Annotated in this window: 27 protein-coding genes; 21 read left to right on the top strand and 6 right to left on the bottom strand. The window is 69.5% G+C overall.

Features of this window, described 5'->3' with window-relative positions:
* Positions 1 to 48 precede the first annotated feature (48 nt).
* On the top strand, positions 49 to 1,278 hold the full coding sequence (locus AC57B8_RS20660; protein ID WP_062470462.1) for a nucleoside recognition domain-containing protein: 1,230 nt from the start codon (positions 49 to 51) through the stop codon (positions 1,276 to 1,278).
* A 6-nt stretch (positions 1,279 to 1,284) separates the two neighbouring features.
* On the opposite strand, the gene AC57B8_RS20665 is transcribed toward AC57B8_RS20660, so the two are convergent.
* Complete coding sequence (locus tag AC57B8_RS20665; RefSeq protein ID WP_496480636.1) at positions 1,285 to 3,285, bottom strand: alkyl/aryl-sulfatase; 2,001 nt, start codon at positions 3,283 to 3,285, stop codon at positions 1,285 to 1,287.
* 123 nt (positions 3,286 to 3,408) lie between these two features.
* Here AC57B8_RS20665 and AC57B8_RS20670 point away from each other — a divergent pair, with 123 nt between their 5' ends.
* The 5 genes from AC57B8_RS20670 to AC57B8_RS20690 all read left to right on the top strand — a co-directional run bounded on the left by AC57B8_RS20670 (position 3,409) and on the right by AC57B8_RS20690 (position 7,329).
* Complete coding sequence (locus AC57B8_RS20670) at positions 3,409 to 4,323, top strand: LysR family transcriptional regulator (RefSeq protein ID WP_496480637.1); 915 nt, start codon at positions 3,409 to 3,411, stop codon at positions 4,321 to 4,323.
* Positions 4,324 to 4,373: 50 nt separating this feature from the next.
* Positions 4,374 to 4,883 (top strand): flavin reductase family protein, encoded by a 510-nt coding sequence (locus AC57B8_RS20675; protein WP_095743117.1) that lies wholly within the window; start codon positions 4,374 to 4,376, stop codon positions 4,881 to 4,883.
* On the top strand, positions 4,880 to 5,383 hold the full coding sequence (locus AC57B8_RS20680) for a BON domain-containing protein (RefSeq protein WP_496480638.1): 504 nt from the start codon (positions 4,880 to 4,882) through the stop codon (positions 5,381 to 5,383). The genes AC57B8_RS20675 and AC57B8_RS20680 overlap by 4 nt, the downstream gene beginning before the upstream one ends.
* 93 nt (positions 5,384 to 5,476) lie before the next feature.
* A complete protein-coding gene (locus tag AC57B8_RS20685; protein ID WP_062470449.1) occupies positions 5,477 to 6,385 on the top strand; it encodes a DMT family transporter in 909 nt (302 codons plus the stop codon).
* Positions 6,382 to 7,329, top strand: a complete 948-nt coding sequence (locus AC57B8_RS20690) for a glutaminase (RefSeq protein WP_496480639.1) — start codon at positions 6,382 to 6,384, stop codon at positions 7,327 to 7,329. The genes AC57B8_RS20685 and AC57B8_RS20690 overlap by 4 nt, the downstream gene beginning before the upstream one ends.
* Before the next feature lie 7 nt (positions 7,330 to 7,336).
* Here the strand turns inward: AC57B8_RS20690 and AC57B8_RS20695 are convergent, their stop codons facing one another.
* Complete coding sequence (locus tag AC57B8_RS20695) at positions 7,337 to 8,326, bottom strand: NAD-dependent epimerase/dehydratase family protein (RefSeq protein WP_496480640.1); 990 nt, start codon at positions 8,324 to 8,326, stop codon at positions 7,337 to 7,339.
* Between the two features lie 95 nt (positions 8,327 to 8,421).
* Between AC57B8_RS20695 and AC57B8_RS20700 the strand changes: the two genes are divergently transcribed.
* Positions 8,422 to 9,378: a LysR family transcriptional regulator gene (locus AC57B8_RS20700; protein WP_496480641.1), complete on the top strand. Its 957-nt coding sequence runs from the start codon at positions 8,422 to 8,424 to the stop codon at positions 9,376 to 9,378.
* Positions 9,379 to 9,873, top strand: coding sequence for a hypothetical protein (locus AC57B8_RS20705; RefSeq protein WP_496480642.1), 495 nt, complete (start codon positions 9,379 to 9,381; stop codon positions 9,871 to 9,873).
* Positions 9,874 to 10,055: 182 nt separating this feature from the next.
* Here the strand turns inward: AC57B8_RS20705 and AC57B8_RS20710 are convergent, their stop codons facing one another.
* Positions 10,056 to 10,274 (bottom strand): hypothetical protein, encoded by a 219-nt coding sequence (locus AC57B8_RS20710; protein WP_496480643.1) that lies wholly within the window; start codon positions 10,272 to 10,274, stop codon positions 10,056 to 10,058.
* On the opposite strand from AC57B8_RS20710, the gene urtA reads away from it, so the two are divergent.
* From urtA to AC57B8_RS20765, 11 genes are all read left to right on the top strand, one after another.
* On the top strand, positions 10,273 to 11,466 hold the full coding sequence (urtA, locus tag AC57B8_RS20715) for an urea ABC transporter substrate-binding protein (protein WP_496480644.1): 1,194 nt from the start codon (positions 10,273 to 10,275) through the stop codon (positions 11,464 to 11,466). The genes AC57B8_RS20710 and urtA overlap by 2 nt on opposite strands.
* A 5-nt stretch (positions 11,467 to 11,471) precedes the next feature.
* Positions 11,472 to 12,374, top strand: coding sequence for an urea ABC transporter permease subunit UrtB (gene urtB, locus AC57B8_RS20720; protein WP_447771275.1), 903 nt, complete (start codon positions 11,472 to 11,474; stop codon positions 12,372 to 12,374).
* A gap of 3 nt (positions 12,375 to 12,377) precedes the next feature.
* The gene (gene urtC, locus AC57B8_RS20725; RefSeq protein ID WP_496480645.1) at positions 12,378 to 13,430 is read left to right on the top strand and encodes an urea ABC transporter permease subunit UrtC; all 1,053 of its coding nucleotides are present in this window, start codon (positions 12,378 to 12,380) and stop codon (positions 13,428 to 13,430) included.
* A 14-nt stretch (positions 13,431 to 13,444) separates the two neighbouring features.
* On the top strand, positions 13,445 to 14,227 hold the full coding sequence (gene urtD, locus AC57B8_RS20730) for an urea ABC transporter ATP-binding protein UrtD (protein WP_070061447.1): 783 nt from the start codon (positions 13,445 to 13,447) through the stop codon (positions 14,225 to 14,227).
* Positions 14,228 to 14,245: 18 nt separating this feature from the next.
* Positions 14,246 to 14,935 (top strand): urea ABC transporter ATP-binding subunit UrtE, encoded by a 690-nt coding sequence (urtE, locus tag AC57B8_RS20735; protein WP_493194722.1) that lies wholly within the window; start codon positions 14,246 to 14,248, stop codon positions 14,933 to 14,935.
* A gap of 43 nt (positions 14,936 to 14,978) precedes the next feature.
* Positions 14,979 to 16,016, top strand: a complete 1,038-nt coding sequence (locus AC57B8_RS20740; protein ID WP_307582648.1) for an aliphatic amidase — start codon at positions 14,979 to 14,981, stop codon at positions 16,014 to 16,016.
* Between the two features lie 11 nt (positions 16,017 to 16,027).
* A complete protein-coding gene (locus AC57B8_RS20745; protein WP_496480646.1) occupies positions 16,028 to 17,038 on the top strand; it encodes an alpha/beta fold hydrolase in 1,011 nt (336 codons plus the stop codon).
* The gene (locus AC57B8_RS20750; RefSeq protein WP_492738595.1) at positions 17,035 to 17,853 is read left to right on the top strand and encodes an AAA family ATPase; all 819 of its coding nucleotides are present in this window, start codon (positions 17,035 to 17,037) and stop codon (positions 17,851 to 17,853) included. Before AC57B8_RS20745 ends, AC57B8_RS20750 begins: the two co-directional genes overlap by 4 nt.
* Entirely contained in the window at positions 17,850 to 19,484 is a 1,635-nt protein-coding gene (locus AC57B8_RS20755; protein ID WP_496480647.1) for a nitric oxide reductase activation protein NorD, read from the top strand. Before AC57B8_RS20750 ends, AC57B8_RS20755 begins: the two co-directional genes overlap by 4 nt.
* A 66-nt stretch (positions 19,485 to 19,550) precedes the next feature.
* On the top strand, positions 19,551 to 20,705 hold the full coding sequence (locus tag AC57B8_RS20760; protein WP_062470403.1) for a transporter substrate-binding domain-containing protein: 1,155 nt from the start codon (positions 19,551 to 19,553) through the stop codon (positions 20,703 to 20,705).
* A gap of 69 nt (positions 20,706 to 20,774) precedes the next feature.
* The gene (locus AC57B8_RS20765) at positions 20,775 to 21,428 is read left to right on the top strand and encodes an ANTAR domain-containing response regulator (RefSeq protein WP_496480648.1); all 654 of its coding nucleotides are present in this window, start codon (positions 20,775 to 20,777) and stop codon (positions 21,426 to 21,428) included.
* A 6-nt stretch (positions 21,429 to 21,434) separates the two neighbouring features.
* Here AC57B8_RS20765 and AC57B8_RS20770 read toward each other — a convergent pair whose 3' ends face one another.
* On the bottom strand, positions 21,435 to 22,325 hold the full coding sequence (locus tag AC57B8_RS20770) for a LysR family transcriptional regulator (RefSeq protein ID WP_496480649.1): 891 nt from the start codon (positions 22,323 to 22,325) through the stop codon (positions 21,435 to 21,437).
* A 90-nt stretch (positions 22,326 to 22,415) separates the two neighbouring features.
* On the opposite strand from AC57B8_RS20770, the gene AC57B8_RS20775 reads away from it, so the two are divergent.
* Both AC57B8_RS20775 and AC57B8_RS20780 read left to right on the top strand, forming a co-directional pair.
* Entirely contained in the window at positions 22,416 to 22,610 is a 195-nt protein-coding gene (locus tag AC57B8_RS20775) for a YjiS-like domain-containing protein (RefSeq protein ID WP_492742517.1), read from the top strand.
* Between the two features lie 64 nt (positions 22,611 to 22,674).
* Positions 22,675 to 24,339 carry a hypothetical protein gene (locus AC57B8_RS20780; RefSeq protein ID WP_496480650.1) on the top strand — a complete coding sequence of 555 codons (1,665 nt, stop codon included), beginning with the start codon at positions 22,675 to 22,677 and terminating at the stop codon, positions 24,337 to 24,339.
* Here AC57B8_RS20780 and AC57B8_RS20785 read toward each other — a convergent pair.
* Both AC57B8_RS20785 and AC57B8_RS20790 read right to left on the bottom strand, forming a co-directional pair.
* A complete protein-coding gene (locus AC57B8_RS20785) occupies positions 24,245 to 24,904 on the bottom strand; it encodes a uracil-DNA glycosylase family protein (RefSeq protein ID WP_496480651.1) in 660 nt (219 codons plus the stop codon). The genes AC57B8_RS20780 and AC57B8_RS20785 overlap by 95 nt on opposite strands.
* Positions 24,905 to 24,914: 10 nt before the next feature.
* On the bottom strand, positions 24,915 to 25,745 hold the full coding sequence (locus tag AC57B8_RS20790) for an isocitrate lyase/PEP mutase family protein (protein WP_496480652.1): 831 nt from the start codon (positions 25,743 to 25,745) through the stop codon (positions 24,915 to 24,917).
* Between the last annotated feature and the right edge of the window lie 7 nt (positions 25,746 to 25,752).

The following is a 25,752-nucleotide window of genomic DNA, read 5'->3' on the forward strand; positions in this document are numbered from 1 at the left end:
TATGATCAGCGGCACACACGGCAGCCAACGAAAAGAAGGAAAAAACGCGTGCTCAATGGGTTGTGGCTGGGGTTCTTCGGGATGGCGGCGCTCGCAGCGCTGGGACGGTGGCTCGTCGGCGGCGACCCGACCGTGTTCGCGGCGCTGGTCGAAAGCCTGTTCGCGATGGCGCGGCTGGCCGTCGAGGTGATGGTGCTGCTGTTCGGCACGCTCACGCTGTGGCTGGGCTTCCTGCGCATCGCGGAAACCGCCGGCCTCGTCGGCTGGCTGGCGCGCCTGCTCGGGCCGCTGTTCCGGCGGCTGATGCCGGGCGTGCCGGCGGGGCATCCGGCGCTCGGGCTCATCACGATGAACTTCGCGGCCAACGCGCTGGGGCTGGACAACGCCGCCACCCCCATCGGCCTGAAGGCCATGCGCGAACTGCAGCGCCTGAACCCCGACCCCGTGACGGCCACCAACGCGCAGATCCTGTTCCTGGTGCTCAACGCCTCGTCACTGACCTTGCTTCCCGTCACCATCTTCATGTACCGGGCGCAACAGGGCGCCAGCGACCCGACGCTGGTGTTCCTGCCGATCCTGCTGGCCACGAGCGCCTCGACGCTGGTGGGCCTGCTGTCGGTGGCGGTGGTGCAGCGCCTGCGGCTGTGGGACCCGGTGGTGCTGGCCTACCTGGTGCCCGGCGCGCTGCTGCTGGGCGGCTTCATGGCGCTCCTGGGCACGCTGTCGGCGGCGGCCATCGCCTCGCTGTCGTCGCTGCTGGGCAACCTCACGCTGTTCGGCGTGATCATCGTGTTCCTGGCGGCCGGCGCGATCCGGCGCGTCAAGGTCTACGAGGCCTTTGTCGAAGGCGCGAAGGAAGGCTTCGACATCGCGAAGCACCTGCTGCCCTACCTCGTCGCGATGCTGTGCGCGGTGGGCGTGCTGCGCGCCTCGGGCGCGCTCGACTTCGCGCTCGACGGCCTGCGCTGGCTGGTGCAGGCGGGCGGCTGGGACGCGCGCTTCGTCGACGCCATGCCGACGGCGCTCGTCAAGCCCTTCTCGGGCAGCGCGGCGCGCGCGATGCTCATCGAGACCATGAAGACCCAGGGCGTGGACAGCTTCCCCGCGCTGGTGGCCGCCACCATCCAGGGCAGCACCGAGACCACGTTCTACGTGCTGGCGGTGTACTTCGGCGCCGTGGGCATCCAGCGCGCCCGGCACACCGTGGCCTGTGCCTTGCTGGCGGAGCTGGCGGGGGTGGTGGCCGCGATCGCGGTCTGCTACTGGTTCTTCGGCTGAGCCCGCTTACTTGCGGGGCTCGACCACAGGAAACATCAGGTCGAAGTTGTCGAGCATCCCGAACAGCTCGCCCAGCTTCGCCCGGTTGCCGTCGATCTTCACGCGCCCCGACTGCACCGCTTCCGGAAAGGTCGTCTGCTTCAGCGTGATCGCATCGAGCGTCGCCCGGCTCAATGTGACGGTCGCATCTGCACCCGCCGCCTGCTGGTTCTTCACGTGCGTGAGCGCCGAGTTCTCCAGCGTCAGCACGAACTTCTGGTTCGAATCGGTGAAGTTCCAGTTGACCACCATGGTCTTGCCCTCGGCCTTGGCCGCATCGAGCCGCACGCCGAGGAAGTCGAAGAAGAGCTCGTTGCTCACTGCCTTCAGCGTGTCGCCGTTCGCGCTGCTGCCACCCGGGATCTTCGGCACGCCGTTGCGTAGTTCCATCGCGCCCACCAGGTAGGCGCTGCGCCAGGTGCCCGCCTCCGACTGGTAGCCCAGCTGTTCGAGCGCGTCGGCGCCGAGTTCGCGTGCCGCGCGGTTGGCCGGGTCGGCGTACACCACCTGGCTCATCGCGCTGGCCACCCAGCGGTACTCGCCCTTCTTGAAGTCTTCGCGGGCGCGCGCCACCACCGCGTCGGCGCCGCCCATGTACTCGACCGTCTTCTTCGCCTGCGCCACCGGGGGCAGCGGGTTCAGGTTGGCCGGGTTGGCGTCATACCAGCCCAGGTACTTCTGGTAGACCGCCTTCGCGTTGTGGCGCAGCGTGCCGTAGTAGCCGCGCGTGGACCACTCCTGCTCCAGGCTCGCGGGCATGCGCAGCGTCTCGGCGATCTCGGACGCCGTGTAGCCGTGGTTCAGCAGGCGCAGCGACTGGTCGTTGATGAACTTGTACATGTCGCGCTGCTTCTTCAGCAGGTCGACGATGCGCTCGCGCCCCGTGGTGGGCCAGTGGTGCTGCGCGATGAGCACGTCGGTCCTGTCGCCGAAGGCCACGCGCGCCTCGTCGATGTACTTGGCCCACAGGTTGCCGTCGCGCACCTCGGCGCCGCGGATCGTGTACAGGTTGTGCATGTTGTGCGTCACGTCCTCGGCCATGTTGAGCACGCGGAACTGCGGCAGGTACATGAGCATTTCAGACGGCGCCTCGGAGCCCGGCACCAGCTGGAACACGATCTGCACGCCGTCGATGGTGCGCTCCTCGGTGGTCTTCTCGATGGTCGAGGTGGGCGCGATCAGCGTCACGCTGCCGCGCGCCAGCGCCTTGCCCAGGCCGGTGTCGACCTGCCCGCGCGCGCCCGGCGGCAGCAGCGTGCCGAACTGATACTGCGAGCGCCGGTTCATCGCGTTGCCCGCCAGGATGTTCTCGGCCACCGCCGATTCCATGAAGCCCGAGGGCGCGATCACCTGCACCTTGCCCGCGGCCACGTCGGCCTCGTTGACCACGCCCTTCACGCCGCCGAAGTGGTCGGCGTGGCCGTGCGTGTAGATCACCGTGCCGACCGGCTTCTTCGGGCGGTGCTGGTAGTACAGCTCGAGCGCGGCGCGCGCGGTCTCGGCGGCCAGCAGCGGGTCGATCACGATCAGCGAGGTGTCGCCTTCGACGATGGTGACGTTCGCCAGGTCGAAGCCGCGCACCTGGTAGACGCGGTCGGTCACCTTGAACAGGCCGTGGATGGCATTGAGCTGCGCCTGGCGCCACAGGCTCGGGTTGACCGTGTCGGCCGCCTCGTTCGCCTTCAGGAAGTCGTAGGGCTTCATGTTCCAGACCGGGCGCGGGCCGGCGCCCGTCACCAGCGCGTCGGGCACGGTGCCGATGAAGCCGCGCATCGCGTCCTCGAAGTCCTGCCTGTTCGCGAAGGGCAGCGCCTTCGCCATGTCGGCGTTGGCCTTCAGCGTGACGGGCTCGGCCGCCTTGGGCGCCACCACCGGCTGCGCCGTGGCGGTGAAGGCACAGGCCCAGGCGACAAGGGCCAGGGAGAAACGGGTGGGCGCGAAAGAAGAAGCACGGGCAATGCGGGTCATCGATGTCTCAGGGTTGGGGTCTGTCGGACGACGGGGGCACGGGAAGGCAGCGGCCGATTTTCGGAAGCGCCCAACCCCTTGGCAAATGCAAAATGTGCGCTTGCTTTTGAACCAAAACGCAAAATGCAGCTGCGCCACCTCCAGCACCTGATCGCCCTCGCCGAGCAAGGCAGCTTCGGGCGTGCCGCGCAGGCCGTGCACCTGTCGCAGCCCGCGCTCTCGCGCAGCATCGACGCGCTGGAGCAGGCGCTGAAGGCCCGCCTCATCGATCGCGCCTACGGCACCGTGCGCTTCACGCAGGCCGGCGAGCTGGTGCTGGCACGGGCCCGCGAGCTGGTTGCCGACGCGCGGCAGATCCAGCGCGAGGTGCAGCAGCTCGAAGGCCTCACGCTCGGCAGCCTCAATGTGGGCCTGGGCCCGTTCGCGGCCGGGCTGCTCGGGCGCGCGGCGCTCTCGCTCATGACGCAGCGCCACCCGCAACTGCTGATGCGCATGGAAGTGGCCGACACCCCCACCCTCAGCGAGCGCCTGCACCGGCGCCAGATCGACCTGTTCATCGCCGACACCCGCGACCTGAAGAAGCAGCCCGGCCTGAAGCTGGCGCGGCTGCCCAACGTGCCGGTGTCCTTCTTCGTGCGGCCCCGGCATCCGCTGCTCAGGCAGCCGGCGCCGGTCACGCTCGAGCAGCTCATGGACTACCCGGTGGCCGGCCCCAACCTGCCGGCCGAGGTGGCCGCGCATTTCGACCGGCAGATCCGCCGCACCGACCGCGGCGTGTTCAACGTGACCTGCGACGACGCCGACACGCTGCGGCACCTCGCGCTCACGGCCCACGCGGTGATCCTTGCGCCCCACGCGCCCGGCCTCACGCCCGAGACCGCCGCGCTCGCGCCGCTGGCCGTGGCGGGCCTGTCGCGCATGCGCACCCACTACAGCCTGGTGACGCTGGCGGGCCGCACGCCCTCGGCCGCCGCCACGGTCTATACCCGGCTGGTGACCGAGTTGCTCGGGCCGGTTCAGCAGCCCGCCAGAGCCTGAGCCAAAATGGCCCCTTCTCCGCCGTTCACCGCCTTGCCGTCCGTTCTCCCGTGACCACCTCCCGCCGGGCCCAGCCCCCCACCTTCTCGCCCGGCGAATTCCGCAAGGCACTCGGCATGTTCGCCACCGGCGTGACCATCGTCACCGCGCGCGCGGCCGACGGCAGCCTGGTCGGCCTCACGGCCAACTCGTTCAACTCGGTGTCGCTCGCGCCGCCGCTGGTGCTGTGGAGCCTGGCACGCGCGGCCGCGTCGATGTCGGCGCTGCGCGCCGGCTCGCACTACGCGGTCAACATCCTGGCCGCCAACCAGAAGACGCTGGCGGAGCGCTTCGCCACCAAGAACATCGACCGCTGGGCCGACGTGGCCTACACCGACGGCCTGGGCGGCGCGCCGGTGCTGCAGGGCGCGGCGGCGAGCTTCGAGTGCTTCAACCGCAGCCGCTACGACGAAGGCGACCACGTGATCTTCGTGGGCGAGGTGGAGCGCTGCACGCACGACCCCGACGCCTCGCCGCTGCTGTTCCACGGCGGGCGCTTCTACACCGAGCACCCGTTGTGAAACGCCCCGCGCTGCTGGCCGTCCTGCTGCTCGCCGCGCGGATCGCCACGGCGCAGGGCACCACCGAGCCATCGCCGCTGCGGCAGAACTGGTTCGACGACCCCTTCTTCCAGGTCGCCGCGGGCCTGCCGGCCTGCCCCATGCCGCAGGGCCCCTACTACACCGCCGAGGAACGCCGCGCGCAGACCCACTCGCGGCTGGAGCGCGGCACCAGCTGCTGGCTCGCCGGCCAATGCACCGACAGCAACGCCTACCGCTACGACAAGCCCCTCGCGCCCAAGGTGCGCGCCGCGCTGCGCGCGGTGCCCGGCGTGCGCCGCAGCAGCGTGTGGGTCACGGTGCAGCGCCGCTGGGTCTACCTGCAGGGCTGCGTGCCCGACGCGGCGCTGGTCCGCAGGCTCGAACGCGCGGCGCGCACCGTGGCCGAGGTTGAGACCGTGGTGCCCGACCTGATGGTGGGCACGCGCGGCAAGCCGCCCTACCCGCTGGCCGGGCACTGAGCGCTGGCGCACGGCTTTTGCGCCGGCGCGCTACGATCATCGGATGAATTCGGCGGCCCTTCCGCCGCCCGTGCCGCCACCGACTGACCGCGAATGATCCAGCGCAAGACCCACCTCGACTCCCTGGCCATCGGCCTGCTCATCGTCTGCTGCGCGTTCTGGGGCCTGCAGCAGATCCTCATCAAGACCACCGTGACCGAGGTGCCGCCGCTGTGGCAGGCCACGGTGCGCATGGTCGGCGCGGTGGCGCTGCTGTGGCTGTGGTGCGCGGTGCGGCGCGTGCCGCTGTTCGAGCGCGACGGCACGCTGTGGCCCGGGCTGCTGGCCGGCCTGCTGTTCGCGGGCGAGTTCGCCGGCATCTACCTGGGCCTGCAGCACACCAGCGCCTCGCGGCTCACGGTGTTCCTCTACACCGCGCCCTTCTGGGTGTCGCTGCTGCTGCCGCGCTGGGTGCCGGCCGAGCGGCTGCGCGGCTTCCAGTGGCTGGGCCTGTTCATCGCCTTCGCGGGCGTGGTGCTGGCCTTCAGCGAGGGCTTCGGCCACATGAGTTCGTCGCAGCTCATCGGCGACGGCATGGCGCTGGCGGCCGGCATGCTCTGGGGCCTGACCACGCTCACGCTGCGCACCACGCGCCTGGCCACGGCCAGTGCGGAAAAAACGCTGTTCTATCAAGTCGCCGTGACCGCCGCCGTGTGTCCCCTGCTGTCGCTCGCGCTGGGCGAAACCTGGGGCTTCTCGTACTCCGCCTGGGCCTGGACCTCCATCGGCCTGCAGACAGTGGTCGGCGCCTTCGCCAGCTACCTCACGTGGATGTGGCTGCTGCGGCACTACCCGGCCACGCAGATGTCGTCCTTCACCTTTCTCACGCCGCTGTTCGCGCTGATCTTCGGCGTGGCGCTGCTGAAGGAGCCGCTCACGCTGCAGCTGGTGGTGGCGCTGATCGGCGTGGCGCTGGGCATCGTGCTGGTGAACCGGCGGCCTGCGGTACAACGCCCGGCATGAGCACGAAGACCCCGACCCGATTCCAGCCCGTCCTCGACGAGATCGTCGCCACCCTGCGCCTGCAGCTCGGCCAGGGCGGCACCGTGGCCAGCTACATCCCGGCGCTGGCGCGCGTCGATGCGCGGCAGTTCGGCATCGCGCTGCGCACCTGCGACGGCGAAGAGGCCGGCGCGGGCGACTTCGAGACGCCCTTCTCCATTCAAAGCGTGTCCAAGCTCTTCACGCTCACGCTCGCCATGCAGCGCATGGGCGACGCGCTGTGGGAGCGCATCGGGCGCGAGCCCTCGGGCAACCCCTTCAACTCGCTGGTGCAGCTGGAGAACGAGCAGGGCAAGCCGCGCAACCCCTTCATCAATGCCGGCGCCATCGCGGTGGCCGACCGGCTCGTGAGCCAGGCCAAGACCAGGGGCGGCAGCGCCAAGGCCGACATCCTCGCGCTCATGACCAGCCTGTGCGGCGAGCGCATCGACTTCGACGATGAAGTGGCGCAGTCGGAGGCCGACACGGGCTTTCGCAACGTCGCGCTGGCCAACTTCATGAAGAGCTTCGGCAAGATCGACAACGACGTGGCCGAGGTGCTCGACACCTACTTCCACCAGTGCGCGCTGCGCATGAGCTGCCGCCAGCTCGCGCGCGCCGCCGCCTTCCTGTGCCGCGACGGCGCCCACCCGATCGCCGGCGAGCCCGAGGTCACGGGCGAGCGGCAGACGCGCCGCATCAATTCGCTGATGCTCACCTGCGGCACCTACGACGCGGCCGGCGACGTGGCCTTCTCGATCGGCCTGCCCTGCAAGAGCGGCGTGGGCGGCGGCATCGTCGCGGTGGTGCCCGACCAGCTCACGCTGTGCGTGTGGTCGCCGGCGCTCGATGCCACCGGCAACTCGCTGCTGGGCATGAAGGCGCTGGAGCTGTTCGTGGCGCGCACCGGGCTGTCGGTGTTCTGACCTGCATTCAGGCCGCGACGGCCACCGGCGCCGTCGGCAGGCAGCCCATGCCGTCGAGCGCGGCCTCCACCGCTTCCTCGAGCGGCGTGTGCGGCTCGCGGCCCAGGAAGGCCACCAGCTTCGCGTTGTCCATTCCCACGGGCGTGCGCCACAGGTAGCGCATCTCGCGCAGCTCGCGAAAGGTGACGACGAAGGGCGAGGCCAGCGCCAGCAGCCACCACGGGAAGGCCGACACGCGCACCTGGGCGCCGGTGCGCCGGGCCACCACCTTGCGGATCGCGTCGCTCATGCGCGTGCCGTCGGCGTCCCAGTGGCCGGCCATGTGAAAGCGCGCAAAGGGCGCGAGCCGGTCGCGCCGCGCCAGCAGCTCGACCATGGTGCGGGCCACGTCCGGCAGGTACGACCACTGGTGGCCCACACCGGGGTCACCGGGGCAGCTGACGGCCCGGACCGGTTGGCCCGCCTTCACCAGCCCCTGCGAGAACCAGTTGTTGCCCGCCTTCGGGCCGAAGAAGTCGCCGGCGCGCACGATCAGCACGCGCGCGCCTTCGCGGCTGGCGTCTTCGAGGCGCCGTTCCATCTCGACGCGGATCGCGCCCTTGGCGGTGAGCGGGCGCTGCGGCGAGTCTTCGGCCAGCAGCGGGAAGGCATCGGGGCCGAAGTTGTAGACCGTGCCGGGCAGCACGACGGTCGCGCCCTCGGCCTTCGCGGCGGCGAGGGTGCTGTCGAGCATCGGCAGCACCAGCTCCGACCAGCCGCGGTAGCCCGGCGGATTGACGGCATGCACGATGACCGCGCAGCCCTTCGCGGCCCGCCGCACGGCCTGCGCGTCCATCGCGTCACCGGCCAGCCAGGTGATGCCCTCGCGCTTTCCTTCGACCGCGCCGCGCTTCAAAGCGCGCACCTCCCAGCCCGCATCGCACAGCTGGCGGGCCACCTCGCCGCCGATGCCGCCCGTGGCGCCGAGCACCAGAACCGTGTTGTCGTTGCGTGCCATGAAATGCTCCTGAACAGTGATCGATGGAAGAATTCTGGGCAGGATGGGGTTCGAATGGAATTGCCGAACATGCACCATCGGCCATACATTTCCGTATGACCTGGAACATCAGCTGGGAGCTGTACCGCTCCTTCCTCGGCGTGCTGCGCGAGGGTTCGCTCTCGGGTGCGGCACGCGCACTCGGCATCACGCAGCCCACCGCCGGGCGCCACGTGGCGGCGCTCGAAGAAGCGCTCGGCGTGGTGCTCTTCACCCGCTCGCAGGTGGGCCTGCTGCCCACCGAGGTGGCGCTGGCGCTGCGCACGCACGCCGAGGCCATGGAAAGCACCGCCGCCTCGCTGCAGCGCGCGGCCAGCAGCCAGGGCGACGGGGTGCGCGGCGCGGTGCGGGTGTCGGTCAGCGAGGTGGTCGCGGTGGAGGTGCTGCCGCCCGTCGTGGCGCGGCTGCGCGAAGCGCACCCGGCGCTCAAGGTCGAGCTGGTGTCGACCAACCGCGTACAAGACCTGCTGCGGCGCGAGGCCGACATCGCCGTGCGCATGGTGCGGCCCCGGCAGGCGCAACTGGTGGCGCGCCGCATCGGGAACATCGAGCTGGGCTTCCATGCCCACACGAGCTACCTCGCGCGCCACGGCACGCCGCGCACGCCCGATGACCTGGCGGCGCACGCGCTCATCGGCTACGACCAGCCCTCGGCCTTCGTGCGCGAGGCGATCAAGTCGTTCAAGTCGGTCACGGGCTTCACGCGCGATGCCTTTGCGCTGCGCACCGACAGCGACCTCGCCCAGCTGGCCCTCATCCGCGCGGGCGCGGGCATCGGCGTGTGCCAGGTGGGCCTGGCAAAGCGCGACGCCGCGCTGGTGCGCCTGCTGCCGCGCGCGCTCTCGCTCAAGCTCGACACCTGGGTCACGATGCACGAGGACCTGCGCCACAGCCCGCGCTGCCGCGTGGCCTTCGATGCGCTGGTCGAGGGCTTGCAACAGTACGTTGGCGCAGCTTCCACGCCCGCGCCCCGGGCGACAATGCCCCGCGCAAGACCCAAAGCCTCTCCCTGAATGACGACGACCGATTCCCCCGACCACCTCCCCCTGCAGGAACCCCGCCTCTGGCGCGACGACCTCTGGACCGCCCGCATCATCAAGAACGAGGAAGACGACGGCTGGGCCGTCGAGATGACCCGCCACGGCGACCCCGAGCCCGCGCTCGTCGGCCCCTGGACCATGGGCCGCGACAAGAAGAACCCCAAGCCGCTGGACACCCCCGCCTTCCACACGCTGGTGAAGACCGCTGCCGAGGTGATCCGCCGCCACGAGCAGCAGCTGCACGCCACGCTCAACAAGAGCGTGACGGTCACTGCGCGCAACGAGCAGCGCATCCGCGTGGCGCTGTCGATCGTGCCCGACGAAGACAACCCCTCGGCCACGCTCACGGCCTACGACGATGCCGACGACTTGGAGCTGGCGAGCGTGAACGTGTCGCCCGCGTTCCGGCTCACGACCTCGAGCGCGACCGCGTGGATCGAGTCGGACTACGCACGCCCGCGCAGCTGATGTGTCCAGGCGCTGCGCGCGAATAGCACACGCGCCGCTCTTTCGCCAATTAGCGAAAAAGCGTATGTTCACGCCGGGGTGAGACGAGAAGAATCCGCCCCAACGAGCAATCGTTCCCAGTCATACGACGCCCGCTGCCAGTGCTGCCAGCGAGGTGTCGGGCAATTAAGCCCGAATCGGTTTCACCACCGGTTCGGGCTTTTTTGTTTTTCGGTCGCAACAACGCCTTTTTCAAACGGATGCGCGCCATCCGGTGGCGCAGCCTTGCCCGAAGAAAAAGCACTGGCAGCACAGCGCTCGTTTGCAGGGGCCGCGCAGCGGGAGGAGACACCCAAAACGCGGTTCCGAAGGTCGGATGTTCCTGATGACTCGCACAAAACCAAAGCAAAGGAATTTGACATGACGAACGCTTTCAACCGCCGCCAGATCGTGAAGACCGGCGGCTCGATGATCGTGCTGGGCGCCGCCTCCGGCGTGGCCGGCCTGGCCCGCGCGCAGGACGGCGCCACCGTGAAGCTCGGCCTGCTGCACTCGCTCTCGGGCACCATCGCCATCGCCGAGGCCTCGCTGGTCGATGCCGAGAAACTGGCCATCGAGGAGATCAACGCCGCCGGCGGCGTGATGGGCAAGAAGATCGAGGCCGTGGTCGAAGACGGCGCGAGCGAGAACTCGGTGTTCGCCGAGAAGGCGCGCAAGCTGCTGGAGCGCGACAAGGTGGCGGCCATCATCGGCTGCTACACCTCGGCCTCGCGCAAGGCGCTGCTGCCGGTGCTCAACCAGGCCAAGGGCCTGCTGTTCTACCCGACCTACTACGAGGGCCAGGAGCAGGACAAGCGCGTGTTCTACCCCTCGCAGGAAGCCACGCAGTCGGTGATCGCGGCGGTGGAATGGATGGCGCGCGAGAAGGGCAAGAACTTCTTCCTCGTCGGCTCCGACTACATCTACCCGCGCACCTGCAACAAGATCGCCAAGCCCGCCATCGCGAAGGCCGGCGGCAAGGTGCTAGGCGAAGAGTACGCCCCGCTGGGCCACACCGAGTTCTCGTCGATCATCAACAAGATCAAGGCCGCCAAGCCCGACTGCATCTACAGCACCGTGGTGGGCGGCTCCAACGTGGCCTTCTACAAGCAGCTGCGCGCGGCGGGCCTGGACGGCGCCAAGCAGGTGCTGCTCTCGACCGTGGTGTCCGAGAACGAGATCGACGGCATCGGCAAGGACAACGCCGCGGGCTACTACGCCTGCATGGGCTACTTCCAGAGCATCAAGTCGCCAGCCAACGAAAAATTCGTGAAGGCCTTCAAGGCCAAGTACGGCCAGGACCGCGTGATCGGCGACCCGATGGAGGTGGCCTACAACTGCGTGTACCTGTGGAAGCTGGCGGTGGAAAAGGCCAAGTCCTTCGACGTCGACAAGGTCACGGCCGCCGCCGCGGGCGTGGAGATCGAGGCGCCCGAGGGCACGGTGCGCGTGCACGCCACCAACCACCACGTGTGGAAGAAGGTGCGCGTGGGCCGCGCGCGGCCCGACGGGCAGTTCGACATCGTGTGGGAATCGCCGCAGCTGGTCGAGCCCAACCCCTTCCCGAAGGTCTGAACGCGATGAACTTCGACATCGCGGTGATGCAGGTGTTCAACGGCGTGAGCCTGTTCACCATCCTGCTGCTCATGGCGCTCGGGCTGGCCATCGTGTTCGGCCTGATGGGCGTCATCAACATGGCGCACGGCGAGCTGATGGCGCTGGGCGCCTACATGACCTACCTGGCGGCGCGCTTCTTCGCGCACTACGCGCCGGGCTTCATGGACCTGTACCTGTTCGCCGCGATTCCGTTCGCGTTCGCCGTGACCTTCGCGTTCGGCTATGTGCTGGAACGGGGCTTCATCCGCTTCTTCTACGACCGGCCGCTCGACACCCTGCTGGCCACCTGGGGCCTGAGCCTCATGCTGCAGCAGGCCTACCGCTCGATCTTCGGCGCGCAGGAAGTGAGCGTGCCGCTGGCCTCGTGGCTGGCGGGGGCGTGGGAGCCGACGGCGGGCATCCAGCTGCCGCTGAACCGCATCTTCATCGTCGGGCTCACGGCCCTCGTCGCGGTCGGCGTGTACCTGCTGCTGTACCGCACGCCGTGGGGGCTGAAGGTGCGTGCGGTGACGCAGAACCGCGCCATTGCCGGCGCGGTGGGCATCGACACGCACCGCGTCGACGCGATGACCTTCGCGCTGGGCTCGGGCCTGGCGGGCATCGCCGGCGCGGTGTTCACGATGATCGGCTCGACCAACCCCGGCACGGGCCAGCTGTACATCGTCGACTCGTTCATCGTGGTGGTGTTCGGCGGTGTGCAAAGCCTCATCGGCACCGCGCTCTCGGGCTTTGCCATCGCGCAGTCGCAGACCTGGCTCGAGTACCTCATGAGCGGCTCGATGGCCAAGGCCACGATCCTGCTGCTGGTGATCGCGGTGCTGTACTTCCGGCCGAACGGCCTGTTCGCCACGCGGTCGAGGAGCTGAGGCATGCACGGTCTTTCTCCTCAACGCAAGCGCGACATCGGCGCCCTGCTGGCGGTGCTGGTGCTGCTGGCGGTGGTGCTGCCGCTCACGCTCGACCCGTTCCGCCTCAACCTCGTGAGCAAGTACCTGGCCTTCGCGTTCGTCGCGGTGGGCGTGGTGCTCACCTGGGGCTACGGCGGCGTGCTGAGCCTGGGCCAGGGCATGTTCTTCGGCCTGGGCGGCTACGTGATGGCCATGTTCCTCAAGCTCGAAGCCTCGGCGCCCGAGCTGCCGGACTTCATGGTGTGGAGCAGCGTCGAGCAGCTGCCCGCGTGGTGGCAGCCCTTCCACTCGCTGGGCTGGACGGTGGTGGGCATCCTCGTGATTCCCGCCGTGCTGGCCTACGTGTTCTCGTACGCGATCTTCAAGCGGCGCGTGAGCGGCGTGTACTTCGCGATCGTCACGCTGTCGCTGGCGCTCACGCTCACGGTGGTGGTGGTCGGCCAGCAAGGCGACACCGGCGGCGCCAACGGCATCACCGATTTCCGCACGCTGCTGGGCTGGGACATCGCCACCGACGCGGCCAGGCGCACGATGTACTTCGTCGAGGTGGCGGCCATTGCGCTGGTGATGATGGTGTCGCTCGCCATCGTGCGCAGCCGCTTCGGCAAGCTGCTGATCGCCATCCGCGACAAGGAAGACCGCGTGCGCTTCAGCGGCTACAACACGGCGCACATGAAGGCCTTCGTGTTCGCGGTGGCCGCCGTGCTGTCGGCCATCGGCGGGGCGTTCTACAGCCTGCAGGTGGGGTTGATCGCACCGGGCGTGATCGGCGTCGTGGCCTCGGTCGAGATGGTGATCTACGCGGCGGTCGGCGGTCGGCTGTCGATTCCGGGCGCGGTGATCGGCGCGCTGCTCATCGGCTTCCTCAAGTCGTACCTGTCGGAGACCTTCCCAGAAGGCTGGCTGTACGTGCTGGGCGCGGTGTTCATCCTCGTGGTGTGGGCGATGCCGAACGGACTCGCGGGCCTGGGCGAGAAGCTCATGCGCCGACGAGGTGCGGAGGTGGCGCCATGAACGCCACGATGACGATGCCCAACGGCGGGCTGCCGCAGGCCGCCTCGGCCGTGCCGCCGTCGAGCGAGCAGATCCTGCGCATCGAGGACCTCACCGTGTCCTTCGACGGCTTCAAGGCCGTGGACGGGCTCAGCCTCTCGGTCGAGCGCAACGAGCTGCGCGTGATCATCGGCCCGAACGGCGCCGGCAAGACCACGCTGCTGGACATGGTGTGCGGCAAGACCAAGCCCAGCGCGGGTCGCGTGCTGTTCAACGGGCAGGACCTCGGCCGCCTGAACGAGTACGAGATCGTGCGCGCCGGCGTGGGCCGCAAGTTCCAGACGCCCTCGGTCTACGAAGACCTCACGGTGCTGGAGAACTTCGAGATCTCGCTGCCGCGCATGCACGGCCTGCTGCAGTCGCTGACCTTCCGCCGCACGCCCGCCGTGCGTGCGCGCATCGACGCGATGGCCGAGCAGGTCTTCCTGGCCGATCGCCTGGGCCACCGCGCCGGGCAGCTCAGCCACGGGCAGAAGCAGTGGCTCGAAATCGGGATGCTGCTGATGCAGGAGCCCGAGCTGCTGCTGCTCGACGAGCCCGTGGCCGGCATGAGCCCGCGCGAGCGCGAACAGACCGGCGACCTGCTGCGGCGCATTTCGGCGGGCAAGTCAGTGGTCGTGATCGAGCACGACATGGACTTCGTCAAGCGCATCGCGCACCGCGTCACGGTGCTGCACCAGGGCAAGTTGCTGAGCGAAGGCACGGCGGCCGAAGTGCAGGCCGACCCGCGCGTGATCGACGTGTACCTCGGCCATTGAGAAGAAGGAGAAACCCAGATGCTTGAAGTCTCCGATCTCAACGTGGCGTATGGCGAATCGCACGTCATCCGCGATGTGTCGCTGCGCGTCGCGCCCGACGAGGCGGTCGCCATCATGGGCCGCAACGGCATGGGCAAGACCACCTTGCTGAAGTCGCTCATCGGCCTCTTGCCCGCGCGCGGCGGCCACATCCGCCTTGGCGGCGCCGAGCTCACGACGCTGCCCAGCTACCAGCGCGTGGCGCAGGGCCTGGCCTTCGTGCCGCAGGGGCGCATGGTGTTCCCGTTCCTCACGGTGGAGCAGAACATCCTGTCGGGCGCCGCAAGGTCGGGCCACCGCACGGTGCCCGAGTACCTCTACACCTTCTTCCCCGTGCTCAAAGACATGAAGCAGCGCAAGGCCGGCAACCTCTCGGGCGGCCAGCAGCAGATGCTGGCGATTGCGCGCGCGCTCATCTCGGAGCCGAAGGTGCTGATCCTCGACGAACCCACCGAGGGCATCCAGCCTTCGATCATCAAGGAGATCGCGCAGACGCTGAACGTGCTGCGCGCCGAGCGCGGCTTCGCCGTCGTGGTGTCGGAGCAGGTGCTGAGCTTCGCGCTCGACCTGGCCGACCGCTTTCTCGTCATCGACCGGGGCCGCATCGTGCACGACGAAGCGCGCGCCACGCTCGACCAGGACAAGGTCAGGTCTTTCCTGACCGTGTGAGCCCTTTCTCTTTTTCTTCAACCACCCCTTCAGGAGCAGCGTCATGAGACATGGTGATATTTCGAGCAGCAACGATTGCGTGGGCGTCGCGGTCGTCAACTACAAGATGCCCCGCCTGCACACCAAGGCCGAGGTGCTCGACAACGCGCGCAAGATCGGCGAGATGCTGGTCGGCATGAAGAAAGGCCTGCCGGGCATGGACCTGGTGATCTTTCCCGAGTACTCCACGCACGGGATCATGTACGACGCCAAGGAGATGTACGACACCGCCTCGGCCATCCCCGGCGAGGAGACCGCGATCTTCGCGGACGCCTGCCGGCGCGCCAACGTGTGGGGCGTGTTCTCGCTGACCGGCGAGCGCCACGAGGAGCACCCGAACAAGGCGCCCTACAACACGCTGATCCTCATGAACAACCAGGGCGAGATCGTCCAGAAGTACCGCAAGATCATGCCGTGGGTGCCCATCGAGGGCTGGTACCCGGGCGACTGCACCTACGTGAGCGAAGGCCCCAAGGGCATGAAGATGAGCCTGATCATCTGCGACGACGGCAACTACCCCGAGATCTGGCGCGACTGCGCGATGCGCGGGGCCGAGCTCATCATCCGCTGCCAGGGCTACATGTACCCGGCCAAGGAGCAGCAGATCATGGTCTCGAAGGCCATGGCCTTCATGAACAACACCTACGTGGCCGTGGCCAACGCGGCCGGCTTCGACGGCGTGTACTCGTACTTCGGCCACTCGGCGCTCATCGGCTTCGACGGCCGCACGCTCGGCGAATGCGGCGAGGAAGAGATGGGCATCAACTACGCCGAGCTGTCGATGGGCCTGATCCGCGACGCGCGCAAGAACGGTCAGTCGCAGAACCACCTGTTCAAGCTGGTGCACCGCGGCTACACCGGCACCATCAACTCGGGCGACGGCGACAAGGGCGTGGCGGCCTGCCCCTACAACTTCTACACGCAGTGGATCAACGACCCCGAGGGCACGCGCGAGCGCGTGGAGTCGTTCACGCGCAGCACGGTGGGCACGCCCGAGTGCCCGATCGAAGGCATCCCGAACGAACCGGCCAAGCACCGCTGAAGCGCCGCCCCATGGACCACGACATCTTCGAACTCGGCGATGTCGCGCTGCAGCGGGGGGCCACCCTGCGCGGCGCGAAGCTCGCCTACAAGACCTACGGCATGCTCAACGCACAGAAGAGCAACGCCATCGTCTACCCGACCTGGTACTCGGGCCAGCACCCCGACAACGAATGGCTCATCGGCCCCGGCATGGCGCTGGACCCGGCGAAGTACTTCATCATCGTGCCCAACATGCTGGGCAATGGCCTCTCGTCCTCGCCGAGCAACACGCCCGAGCCCTACAACCTGGCGCGCTTTCCGGACGTCACGCTCTACGACAACGTGACGCTGCAGCACCGGCTGGTGACCGAGCAGTTCGGCATCGAACAGCTCGCGCTGGTGGTGGGCTGGTCGATGGGCGCGCAGCAGACCAACCAGTGGGGGTGCCTGTACCCCGAGATGGTGAAGCGCATCGCGCCCTTCTGCGGCTCGGCGAAGACGGCGCCGCACAACATCGTGTTCCTCGAAGGCGTGAAGGCCGCACTCACGGCCGACGCGGCCTGGAACGGCGGCTGGTACACCACGCCGCCGACGCGCGGGCTGCGCGCGGTGGGCCGCGTGTACGCGGGCTGGGGTTTGTCGCAGCCCTTCTACATGCAGCAGCTGTGGCGCGAGCTGGGCTTCAGCTCGCTCGAGGACTTCCTGGTCGGCTACTGGGAAGGCTTCTTCCTGAAGAAGGACGCCAACAACCTGCTGGCGATGCTGTGGTCGTGGCAGCACGGCGACATCAGCGACAACCCGGTGTTCCAGGGCGACTTCAAGAAAGCGCTGGGCGCCATCAAGGCGCGCGCGATCGTGATGCCGGCCGAGCGCGACCTGTACTTTCCCGTGGCCGACAACGCGTGGGAGGTGTCGCACATGCCGAACGCCGAGTGCCGCCCGATCCCCGGCGTGTGGGGCCACTTCGCGGGCGGCGGCAGCAGCCCGGTCGACACCCGCTTCATCGACAACGCCCTGCAGGAACTGCTCGCCACGCCATGAACGCTCCCGTGCACGATCCGCTCGCCGCCTACCGCATCGAGACCGAGCCCTTCTACCGGCCCGCGGGCCACGAGGTGGCGCTGTACCGGCACGCGTACCGCCACCGCATGCCGCTGATCCTGAAAGGCCCGACGGGCTGCGGCAAGACGCGCTTCGTGGAGCACATGGCGTGGTCGCTCGGGCGGCCGCTGGTCACGCTGGCGTGCAACGAGGACATGACGGCGTCGGACCTCGTGGGCCGCTACCTGCTCGACGCGAACGGCACGGCCTGGCACGACGGGCCGCTGACGCTCGCGGTGCGCCACGGCGGCATCTGCTACCTCGACGAGGTGGTGGAGGCGCGGCAGGACACCACCGTGGTGATCCACCCGCTGACCGACGCGCGCCGCATCCTGCCGCTGGACAAGAAGGGCGAGCTGGTGCACGCGCACCCCGACTTCCAGCTGGTGGTGTCGTACAACCCCGGCTACCAGAGCAGCGCCAAGGACATGAAGCCCTCGACGCGCCAGCGCTTCGCGGCGCTGGAGTTCGACTACCCCGACGGCGCGCTCGAAGCAGAAATCGTCGCGCACGAGGCCGGTGTCGACCCCGGGCTCGCCGCGAAGCTGGTCGCCATTGCGCACTGCTCGCGCGAACTCAAGCACCGCGGGCTCGACGAGGGCGTGTCGACGCGCATGCTGATCTACGCAGGCGTGCTCATCCGCGACGGCGTGTCGCCGCGCGACAGCTGCGACATGACGATGACACGCGCCCTCACCGACGACCCCGACATGGCGAGCGCGCTGCAGGGCTTTGTCGAGGCGCAGTTCGGATGAACGACGGGCACGGCGCCCTCTCGCTGCTGGCGCGCGGGCTGGCCGGCGTCGATGTCGACGTGCAGCCGCTGGCCGGTGCGCGTGCGGTCCTCACGGGGCGTCGGCTGCTGCTGCCCGAGGACGACGAAGCCGTGCGCCTGCACCGCGCGATGGTGGCGCATGCGGTCGCGCACCTGCGCCACTCGACGCCTGCGCGGCCGGCGCGCACGCTCAAGCCCATGGGCATCGCCATCGTCTCGGCCCTGGAAGATGCGCGCGTCGAGCGGCTGCTGTGCCGCGACTTTCCCGGCCTGCATGGCTGGTTCGTCGCCGCGCTGCCGCCCACGCCCGATCCGCTCGACCTGCGCTTTGCCGCGCTGGTCGCGCGCATGGACCGCGTGCTGCTGCGCGCCGACGCGCAGGACGACAACCACTGGGTGAACAAGGCACGCCGCCTGTTCGACGAGACCGTCTCGCGCACGGGGCTGGAAGACTACGACGCCTTCCGCGCCGTCGCCTCGATCCTCGCCAACGACCTGGGCCAGATGCGCGTGCGCTTCGAGCCGCAGGACTACGCCGTGCCCGCGCCCTGGCGCGACGACAACAGCTACCTGTGGGATTTCGGCGAGGCCGAGACGCCGCCCGACGAGGCCATCGCGCTGCAGCAGACCGGCGCGCGGCCACCACCCCCTTCCGATGCACCGAACGAAGACAACGACGCGCCACCCGAAGGCATCGCCGACATGGAACTCGGACGCTACACCTACCCCGAATGGGACCGCTCGCAGGAGCGCCTGCGACCCGACTGGTGCACGGTGATCGAGAAGCTGCCCGCGTGGCAGGGCCTGGGCGCGGCGAGCACTTCGGGAGCGGCGGCCAACGAGCGCATCGTGCCACTCGCCCTGCCCCGCGCACGCCACCTCGACCGCACGCACCGCCTGCGCCGGCAGTGGGAAGGCGACGACATCGACCTCAACGCGGCCATCGAGGTGCTGGTCGATCGCCGCCTGCGCCTGCGGCCCGATGCGCGGCTGTTCATGCGCCCCGGCAAGGGGCCGCGCCCGTCGAGCGTGCTGGTGCTGCTCGACCTCTCCGAGTCGGCCAACGACCCGGGCCACGGCGATGGCGCGGTCTCGCTGCTCGACCTCGAGAAGCAGGCCGCGCTGCTGCTGGCCGCCTCGAACGCGCGCGGCATCGACCGGCTCGCCATCCACGGCTTCTCGTCGAACACGCGCGCCGAGGTGTATTACTACCGCCTGCTCGAATTCGGCCAGCCGCTGGCCCCGCCTTCGCGCGCCATGATCGGCGCGGTGCGCGGGCGCTACTCGACGCGCATGGGCGCCGCGCTGCGCCATGCCGCCTCGCACCTGCAGGCCGAGCCGGCCGGGCCGCGCGCGATCCTGCTGGTGACCGACGGCGCGCCCTCGGACATCGACGTGCACGACCCGAAGTACCTGATCGAAGACGCCCGCCAGGCCGTGGCCGAGGCGCGCGACGCCGGCGTGCGCAGCGCCTGCATCGCGGTGGACGGCGCGGCCGATGCGTACGTACGGCGCATCTTCGGCTGGCGCAACTATTGCATCGCCGACGACGCGCGCAGCCTGCCCGCGCGGCTGGCCCGCATGAGCACGCGGCTGGCCGCCGCCCATTGACCGACGGAATGAAGAAAGCCAGGGAGGAGCACACAATGAGGGCCCACACATCCAGGAGACACCCCAGTGGCTGACAGGGACCCTCTTCGCGTCGGCATTCTGTATTCCGAGACCGGCGTCACCTCGACCATCGGCCTGTCGCAGCTGCAGGGCGCGCTGCTGGCCATCGAGGAGATCAACGCGGCCGGCGGCGTCGACGGCCGCGAACTCGTGGCGGTGCGCTACGACCCGCAATCGAACCCCGTGCGCTACGCCCAGCTGGCCGAGCGGCTGATCGTGCAGGACCGCGTGAACGTGCTCTTCGGCTGCTACATGTCGAGCAGCCGCAAGGCCGTGATCCCGGTGATCGAGAAATGGAACAAACTGCTGTTCTACCCCACGCTGTACGAAGGCTTCGAGTACTCGGGCAACGTGATCTACACCGGCGCGGCGCCCAACCAGAACAGCGTGCAGCTGGCCGAGTTCATGACCACGAACTTCGGCGCGCGCGTGTACCTGATCGGCTCCGACTACATCTACCCCTACGAGTCGAACCGCATCATGGGCGAGCTGGTGATGCAGCGCCCCGGCAGCGAAAAGCTCGGCGAGCGCTACGTGGCGCTGGACGCCACCGAGAAGGACTACCGCGCGATCATGGACGACATCCGCGACAAGCGGCCCGACTTCATCTTCTCGACGGTGGTGGGCGATTCCACCGCCAGCCTGTACCGCGCCTATGCCGAGGCCGGCTTCGACCCGAAGACGATGCCCATCTCGAGCCTCACGACCTCGGAGGCCGAGATCTCGCAGATGGGCCCCGGCGTGGCCACGGGCCACTTCACGGCGGCGCCGTATTTCCAGTCGATCGATTCGCCCGCCAACCAGCGCTGCCTGGCGCGGCTGCGCGCGCGCTTCGGCGACGGCTGCGTGCCCAACCTGTGCTGGGAGGCGTCGTACTTCCAGATGCACATCTTCGCCAACGCCTTCCGGCAGGCGGGCACCGATGGCATCGCGGAGATCCTGCCGCACATCCTGGGCAGCGAGTTCGATGCACCGCAGGGCCGCGTGAAGATCGACCCGACCAACCACCACACCTGCCTGTACCCGCGCATCGGCCGCGTCGATGCGCACGGGCAGTTCACCATCGTGCGCCAGGCGACGCGCCCGGTGTACCCGGACCCGTACCTCGTCACCCACTCGCTGGGCGACTGGACGGCGCGGCTCGATGCGCTGGAGCTCTAGGATGAGGTCGCGCTGCTTTCTTCCCGTTGCCGGCGAGGCTTCAAGGCGCGTCCCGCGAAAGACCTGACCGTGGACAGCACAGCCCCCAAGCGACACACCCTGCGGGTGACGCCACCGCAGCTCAAGGAGCTGCGGCTGCTGAAGATCGCGGTGATCCACCCCGACGACGCAGACGGCCGGCAGCTCACCCAGCAACTGCAGCGCATCGGCTGCCAGGTGCAGGCCTTCTGGCCGCCCGTGCAGCACCTGCCCGAGGGCATCGACGTGGCCTTCATGGCCGTGCAGCCCGACTTCATCAACCTGCGCTTCGAATGGACCCAGAGCGAGGACGCCCCCGCCGTCATCGCCGTCGTGACCTACGAGAACCCGACCATCGTCGAGGCCGTGCTCGAGATCCGCGCCAAGGCCGTGCTGCCGTCGCCGGTGCGCTCGTTCGGCCTGCTGTCGGCGCTGGTGGTCGCGCGCGAAGCCCACAAGGAAAGCCGCTCGCTCGCGCGGCGCCTGCGCAAGACCGAGGCCAAGCTGCTCGGCGTGCGCCAGCTGGCCGAGGCCAAGAGCATCCTCATGAAGACGCACGACGTGTCCGAAGGCCAGGCCCACGACCTGATCCGCGAACAGGCCATGAGCAAGCGCACCACCATGGAAGACATTGCCGCGGCCATCGTCAACGCCAACGAGATCCTCTCGCTGGGCACGCGCGGCCACAAGCCCGGACCGGGCTGACGGCCCTCAGAGCTGGCGGAACGCCGTCAGCACCTTCAGCACGCTCTGCGTGACGCCGTCGAGCGTGGCGTGCGGGCGGTGCGCGATGCCCAGGCGGCGCGTGAGCTTCGGCGTGACCGGCACGATCTGCATGCGCTCGTTGAGCGCCGCGTCGGTGGTCTGCTGCAGCGGCAACAGCGCCGCGCCATAGCCCGCCGCCACCAGGCTGCGGATCGCCGCGTCGTAGTTGAGCTCGATGCGCGCGCGCGGCGCAAAGCCGGCCGCGGCAAACCACTCCATCGACAGCCGGTACATGTGCGTGGTCGCGTCGTTGAAGATCAGCGGCTGCGTCGCCAGCCAGGCCGGCGTGGCGCGCTTGGGCGCCTTCCAGCGCGGCGGCACGAAGGCCATCATGGGCTGCGTGCGCCACGGCGTGACCACCAGCTCGCGCTGCAGCGGCTGCGGCATCGCGACCAGGCCGATGTCGAGCGTGCCCGCCGCCAGCCGCGCCATCGCCTCGGCCGAGCCGAGGATGCTCACCTCGACGTCGATGCCCGCATGGCCCACGCCCAGCGCCTCGAGCACCTGCGGCAGCAGGTCGACCACCACGCCGGTGGAGGTGCCCAGCCGCACGCGGCCCGTGCGGCCCTCGGCCTGGCGCTTGACGGCCTCCACCGCCTCGTCGGTGTCGCGCAGCAGCTTGCGCCCGCGCTCGACCAGCGCCGCGCCGGCCGCGGTGGGCGTGACGCGGCGGTTGCCGCGCACCACCAGCTGCGCGCCCAGGCGCGATTCGAGCTCGCTGATGTGCAGGCTCACGGTGGGCTGTGCCAGGTGCAGCGCCTGCGCCGCCGCCGAGAAGGTGCCCAGGTCGGCGATGGCGATGAGGGTGCGCAGTTGGTCGAGGTTGAGCTGTCGCATCAGGAATACTGATTGAAGGTGTCAGAAATCTCAACTTCCACAATAGCACGCGCCGCCGGAAGATGAGCGCTCCCCTACCAGGAGCCCACCGTGACCGCGCCGAAGCCACCGTCTTTTCATCAACGCCTGCTGCACGCCCTGCACAACTGGCGCCGCCGCGCCGTGACACGCCGCCGCGCGCGCGACGACGTGCTGCTGCTGGCCGGCATGAGCGACCACGACCTGCGCGACCTGGGCATCGGCCGCAGCGAAGTGCCCGAGCTGGTCGACCGCAACCGCTACTGACTCGTTGAACCCCGCCTGCGGTTTCTTCAGGAAGCCGCGGGCGATTTGAGGTTCAATCCGGGGCGTGCCCTCCACCGCCTCCCCCGCCCTTCTTTCCATCGAACTCACCTCGCCGCAGTCCGTCGACGGACGGCGCGCGGCCTTCCAGTCGCTGTGGCTGCTGGTGCGCATGCAGCACGCCCATGCCCATGGCGGCGGCAGCGGTGTCGTGCGGCTGGCCGACCTGCGCGGCGAGGTGTCCGACGCCAGCACGCTGCGCATGGTCGTGAGCCGCGCGTTCCGCGACTTCAAGGCCTGGGGCCTGGAGGTCGGCTGGGGCGAAGACCTGCAGCGAGAGCCGCGCTTTCTCAACGCCGAGCGGCGCAGCCAGGGGCCGTTCTGGCTGCCGGCTTCTGAAGCGAAGCGCCTCCGCCTGCTCGTGGACAACCGACCGGCCACCGCCGCCGAGGTGGCGTCGTTCCTCGGCCTGCGCGCCCGCAAGGCGCAGGCCGTCGGCACGATCACGCCGCCCGACGCCGTGCACCTGCAGGACGCCGCCTTCTGGAAGCAGCTGGTCGCCTCGCAGCAGGCCGCGCGGCAGGGCCGGCTGATGTCGCCGGTGGCGGGCGGAACCGGCGGCAGCGCGCTCGAAGCCATCCGCCTGGCCGGCACGCTGGCCGCCAGCGACTTCCAGCGCGCGCTGGTCACGCTCAACGAGGCCATGCTGTGGCGCCGGCTCGGCGACAACGAACAGGCGCGCCGCCGGCTGCAGGCGCTCAAGAAGCAGCGGCTCGCGCACCATGTGGCGGGCAACGACTACCTCGGCGCGATGGAGTGCATCGTCTCGGCCTGGTGCGCCTACACCGCGCGCGACCTGCCGCTGGCGCAGTCGCTGCTGGGCGGCATGGCGCAAGACCCGGCGCGTGCGCTGGTGCTGCGCCACCACCCCGACGTGCGCTTCGAGTGGTGCAACCTGTGGGCGCTGGCCTGCCGCTCGCGCGCCCTCGCGCTGGCCGCCGACGACCGCCCGGCCGCCGCGGCGCTCGCCGAAGAGTCGCTGCAGCGCTTCGGCGAGGCGCTGGCCGCGGCCTTCGAGTCGCACTCCTTCGATGCCGCGCAGCACGTGGCGGCCAACATGGGCATGGCCGCGTGGCTGTTCGACCGCGTGGGCCTGGGCGACCTGCCGGCGCTCGCGCACGACGGCCACCGGGCCGACACCACGCGCCGCGCGGTGCAGTGGATCGCCTTCAGCGAATGGCTGTGCGGCCACACCGACGGCCAGGGCCGCTCGGCATGGAACGCGATCTACCTGATGCGCATCGCGCGCGGCCACTGCCGGCCCGACGCACAACCCACGCTCGCGCAGTTCCGCGCACAGAAGCCGCTCGACCCGGCCGCCATGTCGAAGCTCGCGGGCCCGCTCGCCGACGCCTTCGACACCGCGAACTGGCCCGCGCGCTGGGTCGACGTGGCGCAGGCGCGGCTGGCCGACCACCAGGCCGGGCGACGCCGCTACCCCGGCCTGCAGCAGGGCAGCCTGCTGTTCGAGCACGCGTGGTACGCGGCGCATGCAGGCGACCTGAAGGCGGCCGAGCACTCGCTGGGCCTGCTGCGCGAGGTGCTGCCGCAGCTGGTGCCGAGCGACCGCGCCTACTTCACCGAGTCGTGGAACGATGCGCTGCCGGCCGAGCTGGTGCTCGAAGCGAAGCCGCCGAGGCGGCCGTCGGCCCCTCGGAAGAAGGCGCGCTGAGCGCCTGCTGCACGCGCTCGCGCAGCACCGGCAACACCTCGCGCTCGAACCACGGATGGTGCTGGAACCACGCGGTGTTGCGCGGCGACGGATGCGGCAGCGGGACGAAGCGCGGTGCGTAGTCGGCAAAGGCCTCGACGGTTTCCGTCACGCCGCCGCGCGCGGTCTTGCCGAGGAAGTGGCGCTGCGCGTACTGGCCGATGAGCAAGGTCAGCGCGACGTGCGGCATCTGCGCCAGCAGGCGGTCGTGCCACAGGGGCGCGCATTCCTTGCGCGGCGGCAGGTCGCCGCTGGTGCCACGGCCTGGGTAGCAGTAGCCCATGGGCACGATCGCGATGCGCGTCGCGTCGTAGAACACCTCGCGGTCGATGCCGAGCCAGCGGCGCAGCTGGTCGCCGCTCTTGTCGTTCCACGGCACGCCGGTCTGGTGCACCGTGAGGCTGGGCGCCTGGCCGACGATCAGCAGCCGCGCGCTCGCACTGGCCTGCACGATCGGGCGCGGCCCGAGCGGCAAATAGGCCTCGCACGCACGGCAAGCGCGAATCTCGGCAAGCAGCGCATCCACGATGCTGAGGCTAGTCGGCGAACGGACGGAAGAAGGCGTTCAGCTCGGTGCCCGGCGTGGCATCGGCAAAGCCGTCGAAGCGACCCTGCTCGGCCAGCGTGCGCGCGGCGCGGATGAAGCCGCCCCAGGCCGCGCGCGCCATGCCCCCGCCCACGCTGACGCGGCGCACGCCGAGCGCGGCGATGTCCGCCATCGTGAGTTCGCTGGTCGCGCCGACCAGAAGGTTGACCGGCTTGGGCGCGACGGCGGCCACCACGGCCGCGATCTGCTCGCGCGTCTTGATGCCGGGCGCGTAGAGGCAGTCGGCGCCGGCCTCGGCGTACGCACGCAGGCGCGCGATGGTGTCGTCCAGGTCAGGGCGGTTGGCAAAGAAGTTCTCGGCGCGGCCCACGAGCAGCGTGTCGCCGCCCGCCGCGTCGATGGCCCGGCGCGCGGCGCGCAGGCGCTCGACCGCGACGTCGATGGGGAACAGCGGATCGTCGGGGTTGCCGGTCGAGTCCTCGATCGACAGGCCCGCCACGCCGGTCTCGACCGCGAGGCGCACGCTCTCGGCCACGCCCTGCGCGTCGGCGGCAAAGCCGTTCTCGAAGTCGGCGTTCACCGGCAGGTCGGTGGCGGCCACGAGTTCACGCAGGTGCGCGAGGATCTGGTCGCGCGATAGGGCCCCGTCGGCATGGCCCTGCGACCACGCAAAGCCCGAGCTGGTGGTGGCCAGCGCCTGGTAGCCCAGGCCTTCGAGGTAGCGCGCGCTGCCGGTGTCCCAGGGGTTGGGAATGACGAAGCAGCCTTGGGTGTGGAGCGCGCGAAAGTCTGCGCGCTTCTGCGCGATGGAGCGGGTCATGAGAGCC

This window comes from Variovorax sp. BGA-UO-ETr-C22 (assembly GCF_059567965.1).